The organism is Planococcus sp. APC 3906, assembly GCF_030407685.1.
Lineage (GTDB): Bacteria > Bacillota > Bacilli > Bacillales_A > Planococcaceae > Planococcus > Planococcus koreensis.
On sequence record NZ_JASDCW010000008.1, the window covers coordinates 43,174 to 57,681 of the forward strand.

19 protein-coding genes and 1 riboswitch are annotated in these 14,508 nt (G+C 46.5%); of the genes, 17 read left to right on the forward strand and 2 right to left on the reverse strand.

Features of this window, described 5'->3' with window-relative positions; genetic code table 11:
- Positions 1-42 precede the first annotated feature (42 nt).
- The 8 genes from pstC (at position 43) to QMA09_RS06760 (ending at position 6,692) form a co-directional block, all read left to right on the forward strand.
- Complete coding sequence (pstC, locus tag QMA09_RS06725) at positions 43-969, forward strand: phosphate ABC transporter permease subunit PstC (protein WP_290212513.1); 927 nt, start codon at positions 43-45, stop codon at positions 967-969.
- Between the two features lies 1 nt (position 970).
- Entirely contained in the window at positions 971-1,849 is an 879-nt protein-coding gene (gene pstA / locus QMA09_RS06730; protein WP_290212514.1) for a phosphate ABC transporter permease PstA, read from the forward strand.
- 27 nt (positions 1,850-1,876) lie between these two features.
- Complete coding sequence (gene pstB / locus QMA09_RS06735; protein ID WP_290212515.1) at positions 1,877-2,686, forward strand: phosphate ABC transporter ATP-binding protein PstB; 810 nt, start codon at positions 1,877-1,879, stop codon at positions 2,684-2,686.
- A gap of 19 nt (positions 2,687-2,705) precedes the next feature.
- Positions 2,706-3,365, forward strand: coding sequence for a phosphate signaling complex protein PhoU (gene phoU, locus QMA09_RS06740; RefSeq protein WP_290212516.1), 660 nt, complete (start codon positions 2,706-2,708; stop codon positions 3,363-3,365).
- A gap of 162 nt (positions 3,366-3,527) precedes the next feature.
- On the forward strand, positions 3,528-3,677 hold the full coding sequence (gene rpmG / locus QMA09_RS06745; RefSeq protein ID WP_036809376.1) for a 50S ribosomal protein L33: 150 nt from the start codon (positions 3,528-3,530) through the stop codon (positions 3,675-3,677).
- Positions 3,678-3,800: 123 nt separating this feature from the next.
- Positions 3,801-4,376, forward strand: coding sequence for a 5-formyltetrahydrofolate cyclo-ligase (locus QMA09_RS06750; protein ID WP_290212517.1), 576 nt, complete (start codon positions 3,801-3,803; stop codon positions 4,374-4,376).
- A complete protein-coding gene (locus tag QMA09_RS06755; RefSeq protein ID WP_135501264.1) occupies positions 4,373-4,567 on the forward strand; it encodes a YqgQ family protein in 195 nt (64 codons plus the stop codon). The genes QMA09_RS06750 and QMA09_RS06755 overlap by 4 nt, the downstream gene beginning before the upstream one ends.
- A gap of 181 nt (positions 4,568-4,748) precedes the next feature.
- Positions 4,749-6,692, forward strand: a complete 1,944-nt coding sequence (locus QMA09_RS06760; protein WP_290212518.1) for an LTA synthase family protein — start codon at positions 4,749-4,751, stop codon at positions 6,690-6,692.
- 121 nt (positions 6,693-6,813) lie between these two features.
- Here QMA09_RS06760 and QMA09_RS06765 read toward each other — a convergent pair whose 3' ends face one another.
- On the reverse strand, positions 6,814-6,993 hold the full coding sequence (locus QMA09_RS06765) for a DUF2759 domain-containing protein (RefSeq protein WP_135501260.1): 180 nt from the start codon (positions 6,991-6,993) through the stop codon (positions 6,814-6,816).
- 140 nt (positions 6,994-7,133) lie between these two features.
- Here QMA09_RS06765 and QMA09_RS06770 point away from each other — a divergent pair, with 140 nt between their 5' ends.
- Complete coding sequence (locus QMA09_RS06770; protein ID WP_290212519.1) at positions 7,134-7,769, forward strand: MBL fold metallo-hydrolase; 636 nt, start codon at positions 7,134-7,136, stop codon at positions 7,767-7,769.
- A gap of 58 nt (positions 7,770-7,827) precedes the next feature.
- Here the strand turns inward: QMA09_RS06770 and QMA09_RS06775 are convergent, their stop codons facing one another.
- Positions 7,828-8,070, reverse strand: a complete 243-nt coding sequence (locus tag QMA09_RS06775) for a DUF2626 domain-containing protein (protein ID WP_135501257.1) — start codon at positions 8,068-8,070, stop codon at positions 7,828-7,830.
- A 720-nt stretch (positions 8,071-8,790) separates the two neighbouring features.
- Here QMA09_RS06775 and comGA point away from each other — a divergent pair.
- The 8 genes from comGA to gcvT all read left to right on the forward strand — a co-directional run bounded on the left by comGA (position 8,791) and on the right by gcvT (position 14,494).
- Positions 8,791-9,816, forward strand: coding sequence for a competence type IV pilus ATPase ComGA (gene comGA, locus QMA09_RS06780; protein ID WP_135501255.1), 1,026 nt, complete (start codon positions 8,791-8,793; stop codon positions 9,814-9,816).
- Positions 9,788-10,831 (forward strand): competence type IV pilus assembly protein ComGB, encoded by a 1,044-nt coding sequence (comGB, locus tag QMA09_RS06785; protein ID WP_290212520.1) that lies wholly within the window; start codon positions 9,788-9,790, stop codon positions 10,829-10,831. Before comGA ends, comGB begins: the two co-directional genes overlap by 29 nt.
- A gap of 12 nt (positions 10,832-10,843) precedes the next feature.
- Complete coding sequence (gene comGC, locus QMA09_RS06790; protein ID WP_135501250.1) at positions 10,844-11,158, forward strand: competence type IV pilus major pilin ComGC; 315 nt, start codon at positions 10,844-10,846, stop codon at positions 11,156-11,158.
- Positions 11,143-11,583, forward strand: coding sequence for a competence type IV pilus minor pilin ComGD (gene comGD / locus QMA09_RS06795; RefSeq protein WP_290212563.1), 441 nt, complete (start codon positions 11,143-11,145; stop codon positions 11,581-11,583). The genes comGC and comGD overlap by 16 nt, the downstream gene beginning before the upstream one ends.
- Positions 11,584-11,623: 40 nt before the next feature.
- Positions 11,624-11,872: a hypothetical protein gene (locus tag QMA09_RS06800; RefSeq protein ID WP_290212521.1), complete on the forward strand. Its 249-nt coding sequence runs from the start codon at positions 11,624-11,626 to the stop codon at positions 11,870-11,872.
- Positions 11,869-12,300, forward strand: coding sequence for a competence type IV pilus minor pilin ComGF (gene comGF / locus QMA09_RS06805; protein ID WP_290212522.1), 432 nt, complete (start codon positions 11,869-11,871; stop codon positions 12,298-12,300). Before QMA09_RS06800 ends, comGF begins: the two co-directional genes overlap by 4 nt.
- A gap of 205 nt (positions 12,301-12,505) precedes the next feature.
- A complete protein-coding gene (locus QMA09_RS06810) occupies positions 12,506-13,018 on the forward strand; it encodes a shikimate kinase (RefSeq protein ID WP_290212523.1) in 513 nt (170 codons plus the stop codon).
- Between the two features lie 140 nt (positions 13,019-13,158).
- Positions 13,159-13,251: riboswitch (glycine riboswitch) on the forward strand.
- Positions 13,252-13,393: 142 nt separating this feature from the next.
- A complete protein-coding gene (gene gcvT / locus QMA09_RS06815) occupies positions 13,394-14,494 on the forward strand; it encodes a glycine cleavage system aminomethyltransferase GcvT (protein ID WP_290212524.1) in 1,101 nt (366 codons plus the stop codon).
- The last annotated feature ends 14 nt before the right edge of the window (positions 14,495-14,508 follow it).

Below are 14,508 nucleotides of genomic sequence, written 5' to 3' on the forward strand. Positions count from 1 at the left end.
AGCAGCCGCTGCTCGCCTTTTGCGGTTGAAAGGGGATTCGTTATGGGTGCATCTGTGCAGGAAATGATCGCGCAGTCGAAAGGCAAGAAAAACAAGAAGTTTATTGAAAAAATCATTCCGTGGATTTTATTGCTCATCGCTTCAGTGTCTGTGTTGACAACAATCGGCATCGTTTTGACATTAATCATCGAAACCATCACATTCTTTACACGCGTTTCGGTTTTCGACTTTGTATTTGGCACCACTTGGCTGCCATTCTCGAATAAACAAGAATTATACGGCATCTTGCCTTTAATCGTGGGGACATTAAAAGTAACGTTAATCGCAGTAATCGTGGCTGTACCAATCGGCATTTCAGCTGCTATCTACCTGAGTGAATACGCCAGTGAAACGGTGCGCCGCATCGTCAAACCGGTTCTGGAAGTATTGGCAGGCATCCCGACAATCGTCTATGGCTTTTTCGCATTGACATTCGTAACGCCGTTACTTCAGACTTTTTTCCCGGAAATCAAAATCTTCAATGCGATTTCTCCCGGAATTGTTGTCGGCATCATGATCATTCCGATGATTGCTTCGCTGTCAGAAGACGCGATGTCGGCTGTGCCGAAATCAATTCGCGATGGTGCGTTGGCGATGGGCTCTACAAAATTTGAAGTTGCTTGGAAAATCATTGTACCAGCAGCTTTCTCGGGCATCATCGCATCGGTTGTGCTTGCAGTATCGCGCGCAATCGGGGAAACCATGATCGTTTCGCTTGCTGGTGGATCGACGCCAAAACTGGACGGCGATTTTACCGGTTCCATCCAAACAATGACTGCATATATCGTCCAAGTTTCAAAAGGGGATGTAGGATACGGTACAACAATCTATTATTCCATCTATGCTGTAGGTTTCACATTATTCCTTTTCACCATGCTAATGAACATCCTCGCCCAGTACGTCTCAAAACGTTTCAGGGAGGAATATTAATATGAGATACATCGAACAGGAAAAAGTAGTTAAACGCATGAACGGCCGTTTGGTAGTCAACACAATTTTCAAAGGGCTTTTCATGGCAGCAACCCTTTTGGCACTTCTGGCATTGGTTGTTTTGTTATATCGCATCATATCTCAAGGGGCTAGCCACATGTCGCTGGACTTCCTGACGAATTTCGCTTCACGATTCCCGGAACAGGCCGGCATTAAAGCTGCGCTAGTCGGTTCGCTTTGGCTGATGGCGGTCGTCGCACCGACTTCAATTATTCTCGGAGTCGGTTCTGCCATTTACTTGGAGGAATACGCTAAACAAAACCGCTTGACAACATTTATCCGCCTGAACATCTCAAATTTGGCAGGCGTACCGTCTGTAGTCTTCGGACTTTTGGGTTTAACTATTTTCGTTCGTGCCATGGCACTTGGCAATAGCATACTTGCCGCCGGGTTCACGATGAGTCTTTTGATCTTACCGGTCATCATTGTCGCTTCACAAGAAGCAATCCGTGCAGTACCAAAAGAATTACGGGATGCCTCGCTTGGCATGGGCGCAACAAAGTGGCAAACTGTAGCTAACATCATCTTACCTACAGCAGTTCCTGGTATTTTAACAGGCAGTATCTTGGCATTATCGCGCGCCATCGGGGAAACAGCACCACTAATCGTGGTTGGTATACCGGTTATCATCCAGTTTTTGCCAAAAGGTGTATTCGATACATTTACAGCCTTGCCGATTCAAATTTACGACTGGGCAAGCCGCCCGCAGCAAGAATTCCAAGTGGTGGCTGCAGCAGGGATTATCGTCTTGATGATTTTCTTGCTGATCATGAATTCAATTGCGGTCATCATCCGCAATAAATTCCAAAAACGCTATTAAAGCACTTTATGCGGAAGGGGTTTCAACATGACAACGATTAAAACGTCTATAACAAAAAAAGAGCCTGTCCAAAAAACGGACAAAAAGTCTGTTTATTTAACGAAACAGCTGAACCTTTGGTACGGAGATAACCACGCCCTCAAGAACATCGATTTGGACATTAAAGAAAACGAAGTAACGGCCATTATCGGACCGTCCGGCTGCGGCAAGTCGACTTACATCAAAACCTTGAACCGCATGGTTGAATTGGTGCCATCGGTTAAGACTTCCGGCCAAATTTTATATCGCGACCGCAATATTTTCGATAAGGATTATGGCGTGGAAGAATTGCGCACACGGGTCGGCATGGTGTTCCAGAAGCCGAACCCGTTCCCGAAATCGATTTATGACAACATTGCTTACGGCCCGCGCATCCATGGCATCAAAAACAAGAAAATCCTGAACGAAATCGTGGAGAAGAGTCTTCGCGGCGCAGCAATTTGGGAAGAAGTAAAAGACCGTCTTGACGAGAATGCCTATAGCCTATCAGGCGGCCAGCAGCAGCGGATCTGTATCGCGCGTGCATTGGCGATTGAGCCGGATGTCATCTTGATGGATGAGCCGACTTCAGCATTGGACCCGATTTCCACTTTGAAAATCGAAGAACTGGTGCAGGAATTGAAAAAAGACTATAGCATCATCATCGTCACGCATAATATGCAGCAAGCAGCACGGATTTCTGATAAAACAGCGTTCTTTTTAAACGGGGAAGTAATCGAATATGACGACACTGATACGATTTTCTCCAATCCGTCCGATAAACGGACCGAAGACTATATTTCAGGCCGATTCGGCTAAGAGAGCGAGGAATAGAAAAATGTCAGTACGCGAAAAATTCGATTACGAATTAAACTCTGCCCAAGAGCAGCTGATTTTATTGAGCAATATGGCGGTAAACGCATTGACGAAAGCAGTCAATGCACTTGCTGCACACGATATCGACGCGGCGCTTGAAGTGATTGAAGACGACGCGGACATCAACCAGCTGGAAGAAGAAATCAATGACCGCGTGATTTTGCTGATTGCCAAACAATCGCCGGTCGCAACAGACTTGCGCCGCCTGATTGTTATCATCAAAGTGGCAACAGACATGGAGCGTGTCGGTGATTACGCGGTCAATATCGCGAAAGAAACGATCCGCATCGGCAAAGAGGAATTGCTTTCGCCAATCCATGAAATCCAGCAAATGCACGCTTTGGCGACAGCGATGTTGACGCAAGTCATCGAAGCGTTCGTCGAAGAAGACATCATCAAGGCAAAAGAAATTGCTGAACTTGACGATCAAGTTGATGCGCTATATGGAGAAGTCATCAATAAATTGATGCTGGCGGGTGCTCAAAACCCCGACAAGATCAACCAGATCACCCAGCTCGCGTTCGTTTGCCGCTATATGGAACGTTCAGCGGACCACGCAACGAATATCGCAGAGCAGCTGTTCTACCTTGTACGCGGACGCCATTACGATTTAAATAAATAAGATCTTTCCCCGGACAGTTGGGCCGGGGAATTTTATTTTTGCAGGAGCCGGTAAAAGTTGAGGAATATCGGTAGACTTTCCGGCTGGATGTGCTATAATTATTAAGTCGTATAGATCATGCTTATTTACAACCGATCTTTGAAAGAATTAGGAGGGATACCGATGCGTGTTAACATCACTTTAGCTTGTACAGAATGTAGCGAACGTAACTACAGCACTGTTAAAAATAAGCGCAACAACCCTGAGCGTCTTGAAATGAAAAAATATTGCTCACGTGAAAAGAAAATGACTCTACACCGTGAAACGAAGTAATTGTTTGACTGCCAAAACCTCAAGGGGTTTTGGCTTTTTTCTTTATATAGGGCTGTGTTCAGGCGACACATGAGCCCGGCCCTATATAAAGAAAGAATATACATAGGAAAGGAAGATTGGGTTATGGAGAAATCCGCGCAACGGAATTTGGTATTGGCGAAACTGAAAGAAATTGATGCAGAAAAACATACGGCGATGTCGGCGGCAATTATTGAGGGCTTGGCTGCGGATCCTGTTTTTAAATCCGCGAATATTATCGGCCTGACCATTTCGGCTCATCCTGAAGTTGACACGAAAAAGCTCATCGAGCGGATCTGGCAGGAAGGGAAGCAAGCGGCTGTGCCGAAATGCATTCCAAAAAGCAGAGGCATGGATTTTTACATCATCGATGATTTTAGCCAACTTGAAGTAGTTTACATGAATTTACAAGAACCGAAGACCTCTATTACGCGCTACGCCGCACCCGATGAAATCGATTTGATGATCGTGCCAGGCGTCGTTTATTGCCGGAAGGGCTACCGCATCGGTTTTGGGGGCGGTTATTACGACCGCTATCTTGCAGGATACGGTGGGCACACGAGGTCGCTTGCATTCGGTGTCCAATTGGCAGAAGCAATCGAAACCGAAGCTCATGATATTCCTGTGGAAGGCATTTATACGGAAAAGGGTTATATTGAAACGGGGAAGGTGCCGCGTTGAAGACATTATATGATGTGATGCAATTGTTGAAGCGCTATGGTACGTTCATATATACCGGCGATTACCAGGCAGACCTGGAAATGATGGAAGATGAGATCAAGGAGTTGTACCGCTTGCAATTTATTACGCCGAAAGAATATTCAACAGCTTTGTTGATTTTAAGGCAAAAAAGTTCAAGCCGAAAAAAATAAATTTCAAAAAAAGTGAAACGTTTCGAGGTTTGAAACGTCTTATAACGGGGAGTCCTATTATAGAAGCATCTCATCAGTATAACGCAGGTTTGTAGAGTGGACATAAAGGACGCAATAAGATATTGTAAAGTATGATTTTCATTAATAAAACATGATTTTTAATAAAAGGAGGATATGCCGGATGTTTAAAAAGGAATGGCCTAAACATTCTATCCTGGCAATCGCCATCATAGCTACTTGGCTCAAAACTTATATTGTTTATAAAACGAGTTTTTCCATTACCATTGATAATGCATTGCAGGAATTTATATTATTTCTCAACCCGCTGAGCCTTTTGTTGTTCGTTTACGGGATTTCGTTGTTCTTCAAGAGCGATAAGGTGAAAAACCGATACATTATGTCGGTCGCGATTATCACGTCGATCATCTTGTATGGCAATGTGGCTTTTTATCGGTTCTTCAGCGATTTTATCACGCTTCCAGTCCTGTTTCAGACCAATAACTTCGGTGACTTGGGGTCAAGTGCTTCAGAAAGCATCTTCTGGACAGACATCGTATTCTTTGCAGATGTCATCATCATTTTTGTTGCCATCAAGTTGCTGAACATCAAACCTTCAGCGAAAGACCTGACAGCTGCCCAGCGTAAATCGTACCTGATTTTATCTGCAGCTGTGCTGTTCTTTAACCTTGGCTTGGCAGAAACGGAGCGCCCTCAATTATTGACGCGCAGTTTCGACCGCGAAATGCTGGTAAAAAATATCGGCATGTACAATTACCATTTATACGATATTTACATCCAATCCAAATCTCAGGCGCAGCGTGCACTCGCTGACGGCTCTGAGCTTGTCGAAGTGAACAGCTATGTGCAATCGAACCAGCCGGATCCATCCCAAGAAATGTTCGGAGCGGCAGAAGGCAAGAACTTGATTGTCGTAACGCTCGAATCGCTTCAGTCGTTCGTCATCAATGAAGAAATGAATGGCCAGACGGTCACGCCTTTCCTCAACGAATTGACGAAAGATGACGACACGATTTATTTCCCGAATTTCTATCACCAAACCGGACTCGGGAAAACGTCCGATTCGGAATTCCTATTGGAGAACTCACTGTATCCGTTAAGCGGAGGCGCGGTGTTCTTCACGCACAGCGGCAATACGTATAATTCCATGGCTGAAAGCCTAGGAGAAAACGGCTACCACACGGCTGTGCAGCATGCCAATACGAAGAGTTTCTGGAACCGCGATATGATGTACCAATCGCTGAATATCGAAGAATTTCAGGACGTTGAAAGCTATACAGTCGGTGAAGGCGACGCCGTGAATTGGGGCATGAAAGATATTCCGTTCATGGAACAGTCGGTTGACCTGATGGCTGAAATGCCGGAACCGTTCTACAGCCGCATGCTGACGCTGACCAACCACCATCCGTTCTACTTGGATGAAGAAGACATGCTGATCGACGAATACGATTCGAATTCAGGCACATTGAACCGTTACTTCCAGACAGCACGCTACCTGGATGAAGCAGTGAAAACGCTATTCGATGAATTGAAAGCGAAAGGCCTTTACGAAAACTCCGTAATCGTCATGTACGGCGACCATTACGGCATTTCAGAAAACCACAACGAAGCGATGCAGCAATACCTGGGCAAAGAAATTACGCCTTATGAGTCTGCACAGCTGCAAAAAGTGCCATTCTTCGTGCATATCCCGGGATCCGATAAAGGCTATGTCGAAGAAGAAGTTGGCGGGCAAATCGATATGCGCCCGACAATCATGCACTTGCTTGGCATAGAAACTGAAAAAGACATGCAGTTCGGCGGCGATCTGTTTTCTAAAGAGCATGAAGAATTCGTCGTGTTCCGTGATGGACGATTCGTCACTGACAAAAATGTCTATGCAGGCAATGTCTGCTACGACAGCGAAACCGGGGAAGAAACGGACATGGCGCAATGCCAGCCTTTCATTGAGCCGGCTCTGCAGGAACTCGATTATTCCGAATCAATCATCAATGGCGATTTGCTCAGATTCTATGATGAGAAGAACGGCCAATTGATTTTGACTGAGGAAGAAGAAGCCAAGCTTGAACAAGAGCAGCTCCAAAAAGAAGCTGAAACAAAAGAATAAAATAAACTTCAATAAAAAGCGTCCCCGTACAATATGTGCGGGACGCTTTTTTCATGTGATCATTCACAGCCTGTTTTTAGAAAAAATAAAAAGCCGATGCATACGCATCAGCTTTCAGGGATTAGTGCAGGCTTGGTGGATATCCTTGTGTAATGATGGTCGCTACTGTGAAAGCACCGAAAATCACAAACGTACCGAAGTTAAAAAGGAATCCTAAAATTTCTTTGTTTTTTAAGGTTTGTACAGAGCCAATCGCCGCTAATACAGCAATTAGACCAAAAATAACCATAAGCAAGTTCATCTATGACACTCCCTTCAACTTTAACAGCCAGTGCCGTCTTCTTCTCTTTTATTGTAAAGAAATTCCGGATGTTTGTCGAGAGATAATATTGTCAGACCGATGAACTCTGAAATGCTATAATTTAAACCGAGGTGAAGAAAATGCTGAAAATTAACCAAATGGAATTAGGACCGGTCCAAACCAATTGCTACATCATTTCGAATGATGCCAAAGAATGCCTGATTTTCGACCCGGGCGAAGAAGCGGATAAAATCATCGGGTTTCTTCAGAAAAAACAATTGACGCCAGTGGCGATTTTATTGACGCACGCGCATTTCGATCATATTGGAGCTGTCGACACGCTAAGGGAGAAATACGAAATTCCCGCCTATCTGCATAAGCTGGAGAAAGAATGGCTGGGCAAGCCCAATCTGAACGGTTCAGGCAAGTATTCAATGGTGCCTGATTACCGGTTGAAAGATGCGGATATTCTGCTCGACGGAGAAAAGCAGCTGGAAATCAACGGCTTCAAGATGGATGTTTTCCATACACCCGGCCATTCGCCAGGAAGCGTGTCTTATTCGTTCGGAAAAGAAGGCTTTGCGATAGTCGGCGATACATTGTTCCGCGGCAGCATCGGGCGGACGGATCTTGTAGACGGTTCTGAGAAGAAGCTCCTGCAGTCGATCAATGACTCGTTATTGACGTTGCCGGAGCACATGATCCTTTACCCGGGCCACGGGCCGGAAACGACACCAGAGCAAGAGAAACAATCAAATCCATTCTTGCGCGGTTAAAAAATGCATAATAAAAAAGCGGCCAAAGTTGGCCGCTTTTTGCTTTTGATTTCGTTAATTAATGTCCAGCTCCGGGAATATGGATGAACGTTGTGTAATACGTGAATCCTACGAAGAATACAGTTAAGTAAGCTGCGAAAATGTACATGTACATGCGTTCAGAAATATTTAAGAATCCAAGAAGTACAAAAAATCCAGTGTTAGCGACCATTAATAATGATACTTCCACCATATCGCCTACATAAAACAGAACTGCAAAAATGCCAGTCCACCATCCCATTAATTTGAACATCTTATCCATGGGTAATCCCTCCTTTGCCACAACACAATAATCTCTTATTTATTATATAGGAAACGGAGTGAATGTGTAAACAGCGAGATGACGATTCTTTGTGACAAACAAGTGTATGAATTTTCCAAGGTGTTTAATTTGAAATAATTTCGAGTTTATATACCGCTTCGGAAGCTTTGGGCAGAGCAAAGACTATTGCTCCTGCGCAAGCTCGTCGCAAAGGAGTTGCCAAAAGTGCCCGGCACCTCCTTGGCTCTCGCTATGAGCCGAGAAGAACACTCGTCTCATTGCTAAGAACTTTCTGCTTCTGTATCGCTGCGCTAGCTTCGAAGCAAAGGAAATGTTCCAAATTCCATTTGGCCATCTCCTTGCCCAGCCCTTTGACGCGCCTTTGCTAAGATATCTCTCGATATGGAGCAAAACAGCGGAGAAAACCTTACTGCTCCTGCAACGCTATGCGCTTCGTCGCAAGGAGCGAAGCGACTGAGGAGGCTTGGCGCTCGCCCGCGGCAAGCGTAGCTGTTTTGCTTCATATCGACTTTGATAAATCATTTGTTCAACTTCTGTAAATAGGTAAGGTTAAAAATATTGTGGAAAATGAGATTTGGCACGGATACGGCGATCAAAAATTTATTTTGGCACATTCTATTTCCTTCTGAAAAAACGCCGGTTATACTATGGGGGAACAGGGCGGCGGCTCTTGTTCAAAACTCAGGACAGGAGGCGGCTATGCAGGAAATCGTTGAACGCAGATGCATTCAGCTGCTCGCCCAAGCGGCAGAGAGCGGCACCACAGACATCCACATCAAACCCGGCCCGACCGGCTACGACGTCTCTTTCCGCACGTTCCACTCGTTGCGGCAAGTGATGAAAATCCCCCTTGACCTCGGTGATCGCATGATTGCCTATTTCAAATACCTTTCCCTTTTAGATATGAGCGAAAAAAGAAAACCCCAAACCGGCTCTTTCCATCTCCCGATTCAAGAACTTCCATATTATTTTAGAATATCAACGCTGCCTTCTGTCTTGACGAAAGAAAGCATTGTCATCCGTGTGATGGCAGAAGAAGTGGCGCGCAGCATCCATGAATTGGCCGCTTTTCGGGATTCCGCACGGCTGCTGGAAAAATTGTCGGAAGCGGACCAAGGGCTGATACTGCTAACTGGCCCGACCGGTTGCGGAAAATCCACGACTTTGTATTCGCTATTGAAGCATTGCGCAGAAAAACTCAACCGCAATATCATCACACTGGAAGACCCGGTCGAGCGCAAGAACCAGTCGATTCTGCAGATCCAAGTAAATGAAAAAGCTGGGCTCAGCTACGCGGCCGGCCTGAAAGCCATTTTGCGCCACGATCCGGATATCATCATGATCGGCGAAATCCGCGACGCTGACACTGCCCAAATTGCCGTACGGGCTGCGTTAACCGGCCACTTGGTCTTTTCGACGATCCATGCGCGCCATTCAGTTGGCTGTCTGCACCGCCTGCACGATCTTGGCGTGTCGTTTGAAGACATGGCCCAAACGCTTATTGCCATTTCCGCACAGCGCATAGTGCCGGTCTACGCGGATATCGAACAGTCCAGTGCCGCTTACCGGGCACTGTATGAAATTCTCCATGGAGAACGGCTCGATGAAGCGCTGCAGTCCGCAAAAAATCAGCAGCTGTATGTATTGCCCGAGCATTTATCGTTTGGCGGCCAGATCCGTGAGGGGGTGAAAATCGGTGCCCTTGAAGCTTCTGCAGAGAAATAAGCGGATTATCTTCCGTGACCGCGAGAATTTTCTGTCCCGGCTAGCCGTCCTCTTACGGGAAGGCTATCTGCTGCCGACAGCGCTGACGCTTTTGCTGCCGATGCACACGCCAAAACTGGATGAAGCATTGAACGGCGTGACATCGATTCTAAAGGGCGGCGGAAACGCGGCGGAGATCTTGAAATTCCTGGGCTTTAAAGACAATGTGCTATTCCCGGTTGAAATAGCCGAGCACCACGGGCGGCTTCCGGAATCGATTGACAGCATTTCAAAAAGCTTTTCCCGGACCGAACAAGTTCAGAAAAAGCTGCGCAATATTTTGGTTTATCCCGTCTCGCTGCTGTTCTTCACTTCCGGTTTGTTCCTGTTTTTCCGCACAAGCTATGTGCCGAACCTTGAAAAGCTGATGGCCTCGCTGAACGCAGACGGTGAAGGGGCGGGTGTGCCGGCCTATCTGCTGAACCTTCCGGATTTGTTCATCAGCTGTTTTGCTATTGCCGGCATCGGCGCGTCTGCTTTTGCGGCGATGTTGAGGAAAATGGGGCCGGCGCAAAAAATCGCTTGGCTGACGCGTCTTCCTGTATTGCGCAAGACCATGGTTTTCTATTGGTCGCATCTGCTGTCGCGGGAACTGGGAACGCTGCTCCACAGCGGCATCTCGCTGCAGGAATCGCTGCAGCTGCTGCAAAAACAGAATCACCATTCGATTATCCAATTCATGGCGGAAGTATGCCGCAGCGAAGTCGTGACAGGCGTGCCGTTGTCCGATGCATTGCGAAGACATCCGTTTTTCGCGCCAGATATGGCGGCGTTTGTCCAGCACGGAGAGATGGCCGGATTTTTAGGCAAGGAATTGATCCTTTACAGCGAAGTGATGATGGAGAGGATCGAAGCCCAGACACAGCGCCTCTTGAAAATTATCCAGCCTGCTTTTTTCATCATGATTGCGGCGTGCATTATCGGTGCTTATTTAGCGATTCTGCTGCCGATGTACAATTTGGTCCACACTATCTAAGGGGGAAAAACCATGCGTTTTATTAAAAATCAAAAAGGATTTACACTTATTGAAATGCTTATCGTCATGCTGATCATCACTGTCTTGATTGCCATCGCCATTCCCAATGTCACCAAACAATCAGCATCGGTCGATGAAAAAGGCTGCAAAGCTTTTGTCCACATGGTTCAAGGGCAAGTTGAATCTTACCGCATGGATGAGAAGGCGGTGCCGACGCTGGAAAGCCTTGTGTCAAACGGATATTTGAAAGATGGCGAGACAAGCTGCCCGAACGGCGACACCATTAATATCTCAATTGACGGTGTCGTGTCATCGACAGCCTCTTAAAGCAAAATGGCTTTACGCTGCTGGAAATGCTGCTGGTGCTCGGTTTACTGATGACGGTATCGCTGATAGCCGTGCCGTCATATCAAGCAATGGCGACGGACAGGGAAGAAGACCGCTTTTTCGACAATCTGATGCGCGACATCTATTATGCGCAGAGCGAATCGTATCGGACGAAGGCACCGGTTATGGTGGTATTTCGGGAAACGGAAGGGCGATATGAAGTCGTCCAGTCATTCAAAGCGATACTGCCCCCGCGCAAGCTGCCGGCAACCGTCAAACTGAAAGCTGCCAGCAATCTGAAGGCGGTGTCTTTTTCTGCCAACGGTTCTGTTACGGCTGCGGGCACCTTATTATTCGATACGAGCGATGGCGAGAAATCGCTGATCGTCCATATCGGCAAAGGGAGGCTGGTGTTTTCTGGATGAAAACGGTTTTTCATGGCCGGAAACAATGCTGAGCCTGGCCATGCTTTTCATGATGTTCGGCACGCTGCTTCCTGTGATGCAAGGGCTGCAGCAATCGCTCCACGCGAAAAAAGAGCGGCTCGCCGCTTATGAAACCTTGCATGAAGCCGCAATTGAGATTGCGGGATATGGCGTAGCAAGGGGTGAGCGGAAATCCGGAGGTATACTTTACCGATGGGAAATAGCAGAACAGCTTTGTGTGTATTACGATGATTCCCGGAATAAAGAGCAAAAGGAATGCATCGAATGAACCGAGTGGCGGACGAAAAAGGCTTTACGTTTCTCACCTCGCTTTTTGAGCTGCTGCTGCTAATGATATTTCTGCCGCTCATTGTCTTATTCTTTGTTTTTATGCGGGGCTTTTTCGAAGAAGCCGATCCCCGGGCAGCGGAATGGTTTTTGTTTGCAGGGGAATTGCAAAGCTATTTATCGGGCGCAGAATCGCTTGTGATCATCAATACTGGCGCCGGCGTAAGAATTGTCCGAGGGATAGATGAATACGATATTGAAAGCTATGACAAGGTCATCCGCAAGCAGTATTTTCAGAAAGGGCATGAAGTCATGCTGACGGGCGTCAAAAAGACCAGTTTTTCTTTGCGCGGCCACAGCCTGCTGCTGCAAGTAGAATTCACCGATGGCATAATTTTGGAGGAGGAATATGTTTTCACGCAGCCTTAGATGCGAAAAAGGTTCGATTTATCCAGTGTCCGCAGTCTTTTTCCTTTCTGCCCTTATCCTCATGTCGCACGCAGTAACTGTTTATATTATTCAATATAAGACGTATGACAGTTTGGAAAATTTGCACAGACATGCTACGATACAACTACTAGAAGAAATCGCGCAACATAAAATACCTGAGTAGCAGGATGCAATGGGTGGTAAGATGAAAAGAATATATTTGGTCGGATTTATGGGCTGCGGCAAAAGTGCCGTCGGCAGAAGGCTCAGTTTTTTATTGAAAGTCCCTTTCTATGATATGGACAAGGAAATCGTCCGGCAGACTGGAATGGCGATCCCCGAAATCTTTGCGCAGTTTGGCGAAGAACATTTCAGGGATCTCGAAACAGAGTTTTTGAAGAATTTCAGTCACGACAATTGCATCGTTTCCACAGGCGGTGGTGTATCGATGCGTGAAGAAAATCGCAAGATCATGCGGGCGACAGGGCTGGTCCTTTTCCTCGACGCCCCATTCCGGGAGATTTGGCGGCGGATCCATAAAGATCCGAACCGGCCGATTGTCCGCAACTCATCTCGGGAAGAGATTGAAGCGATGTTTAAAAAACGGTACCGTTTTTATAAAGAAGCGGCGCATATCACAATCCGCACGGAGTTTCGCACGCTGCGGCAGATTACGCAATACGCTGCTTTTCAAGTAAACCGCCTAAAAGGCGAATGATTTGATTGTCAAATTAATAATCGTTCGTGTTTGATTAGTTCTATTAAAAAAGATTGCGCTTCCGCTTATACAATGTTAGGATATAGACAAAGTTATACTATTCTGTATAACGGTTTGGACCAAACATTTGATTTGGGCGGATGAGTGCACGGGGAGAGAACGCGAAAGCGTCGCCGAAGGAGCAAATGACAATATGTCATGAATCTCTCAGGCAAAAAGACTCGTGCAGGACGCATCTCTGGAGAACGCTGCTCAGCAGCTACCAAAGAGGAAAGCCGTAAAGGTAAACTTTCAGGTTCCAGGACAGAGATTTCCCTATTCCAGGGGAATCTCTGTCCTTTTTTTGTGGAATTTGACATCCAAGGAGGAAGACGAATGGGAGAATTGCAGCGCACACCTCTTTTTGAGGCGTATTCAAAGTATGGCGGTAAGACGATCGATTTTGGCGGTTGGGAACTTCCGGTCCAATTTTCGAGCATCAAAGAAGAACATGAAGCAGTAAGAACGAAAGCTGGATTATTTGATGTATCCCATATGGGCGAAATTTTTGTGTCAGGCGAAGGCAGCCTCGAGTTTCTTCAGAACTTGGTGACAAACGACGTTTCCAAGATCAAAGACGGACAAGCCCAATACACGGCAATGTGCTATGAAGACGGCGGAACAGTGGATGATTTGCTGGTCTACAAACTGGCCGACAATGATTACCTGCTGGTCGTTAACGCTTCGAACATCGAAAAAGATTTTGAATGGATGCAAAAAAACGCCGGAGATGGCGTCGTTCTCAAAAACGAATCTGAAAATTATGGCTTATTGGCTTTCCAAGGACCCCAGGCAGCTGGGATTCTTCAGCGGTTGACGGAAGAAGATTTGTCTTCGATCCGGCCATTCCGTTTCAAAGCCGACGTTGAAGTTGGCGGCTATCCGGTCTTATTATCCCGTACGGGCTATACCGGTGAAGATGGCTTTGAAATTTATGCAAGCCCGGAAGCCGTTGTGGCGTTATGGGACAAGATTTTGGAAGAAGGCAAAGAAGACGGCGCATTGCCTGCGGGCTTAGGGGCACGCGATACATTGCGCTTTGAAGCATGCCTGGCGCTTTACGGCCAGGAATTGACAAAAGACATTTCGCCGCTGGAAGCTGGCATCAATTTTGTCGTCAAATTGGACAAAGAGCAGGATTTCAACGGCAAAGCAGCGCTTGCAGCCCAGAAAGCTGATGGGATCCCGCGCAAACTTGTAGGCATTGAAATGATCGACAAAGGCATCCCGCGCCACGGTTATAAAGTATTCGCGAATGGCGAGGAAATCGGTGAAGTGACGACTGGCACGCAATCTCCTACCTTGAAAAAGAACATCGGCCTCGCGCTGGTCGCCCGTGAATTTGCTGAACTTGGCACAGAACTTGAAGTGGAAATCCGCAATAAACGCCTGAAAGCGAAAACTGTTGAAACGCCATTTTATAAACGATCAAAATAATCTCATTTGAAAAG

Excerpts from the sequence above, each read along its gene's own strand:
- gcvT (WP_290212524.1), top strand. The coding sequence starts at position 13,394 with ATGGGAGAATTGCAGCGCACACCTCTTTTTGAGGCGTATTCAAAGTAT.
- phoU (WP_290212516.1), top strand. The coding sequence starts at position 2,706 with ATGTCAGTACGCGAAAAATTCGATTACGAATTAAACTCTGCCCAAGAG.
- pstB (WP_290212515.1), top strand. The coding sequence starts at position 1,877 with ATGACAACGATTAAAACGTCTATAACAAAAAAAGAGCCTGTCCAAAAA.
- QMA09_RS06775 (WP_135501257.1), bottom strand. The coding sequence starts at position 8,070 with ATGGATAAGATGTTCAAATTAATGGGATGGTGGACTGGCATTTTTGCA.
- QMA09_RS06800 (WP_290212521.1), top strand. The coding sequence starts at position 11,624 with ATGCTTTTCATGATGTTCGGCACGCTGCTTCCTGTGATGCAAGGGCTG.
- QMA09_RS06765 (WP_135501260.1), bottom strand. The coding sequence starts at position 6,993 with ATGAACTTGCTTATGGTTATTTTTGGTCTAATTGCTGTATTAGCGGCG.
- rpmG (WP_036809376.1), top strand. The coding sequence starts at position 3,528 with ATGCGTGTTAACATCACTTTAGCTTGTACAGAATGTAGCGAACGTAAC.
- pstC (WP_290212513.1), top strand. The coding sequence starts at position 43 with ATGGGTGCATCTGTGCAGGAAATGATCGCGCAGTCGAAAGGCAAGAAA.
- comGF (WP_290212522.1), top strand. The coding sequence starts at position 11,869 with ATGAACCGAGTGGCGGACGAAAAAGGCTTTACGTTTCTCACCTCGCTT.
- comGC (WP_135501250.1), top strand. The coding sequence starts at position 10,844 with ATGCGTTTTATTAAAAATCAAAAAGGATTTACACTTATTGAAATGCTT.
- QMA09_RS06810 (WP_290212523.1), top strand. The coding sequence starts at position 12,506 with ATGAAAAGAATATATTTGGTCGGATTTATGGGCTGCGGCAAAAGTGCC.
- comGA (WP_135501255.1), top strand. The coding sequence starts at position 8,791 with ATGCAGGAAATCGTTGAACGCAGATGCATTCAGCTGCTCGCCCAAGCG.
- QMA09_RS06770 (WP_290212519.1), top strand. The coding sequence starts at position 7,134 with ATGCTGAAAATTAACCAAATGGAATTAGGACCGGTCCAAACCAATTGC.
- pstA (WP_290212514.1), top strand. The coding sequence starts at position 971 with ATGAGATACATCGAACAGGAAAAAGTAGTTAAACGCATGAACGGCCGT.
- QMA09_RS06760 (WP_290212518.1), top strand. The coding sequence starts at position 4,749 with ATGTTTAAAAAGGAATGGCCTAAACATTCTATCCTGGCAATCGCCATC.
- QMA09_RS06750 (WP_290212517.1), top strand. The coding sequence starts at position 3,801 with ATGGAGAAATCCGCGCAACGGAATTTGGTATTGGCGAAACTGAAAGAA.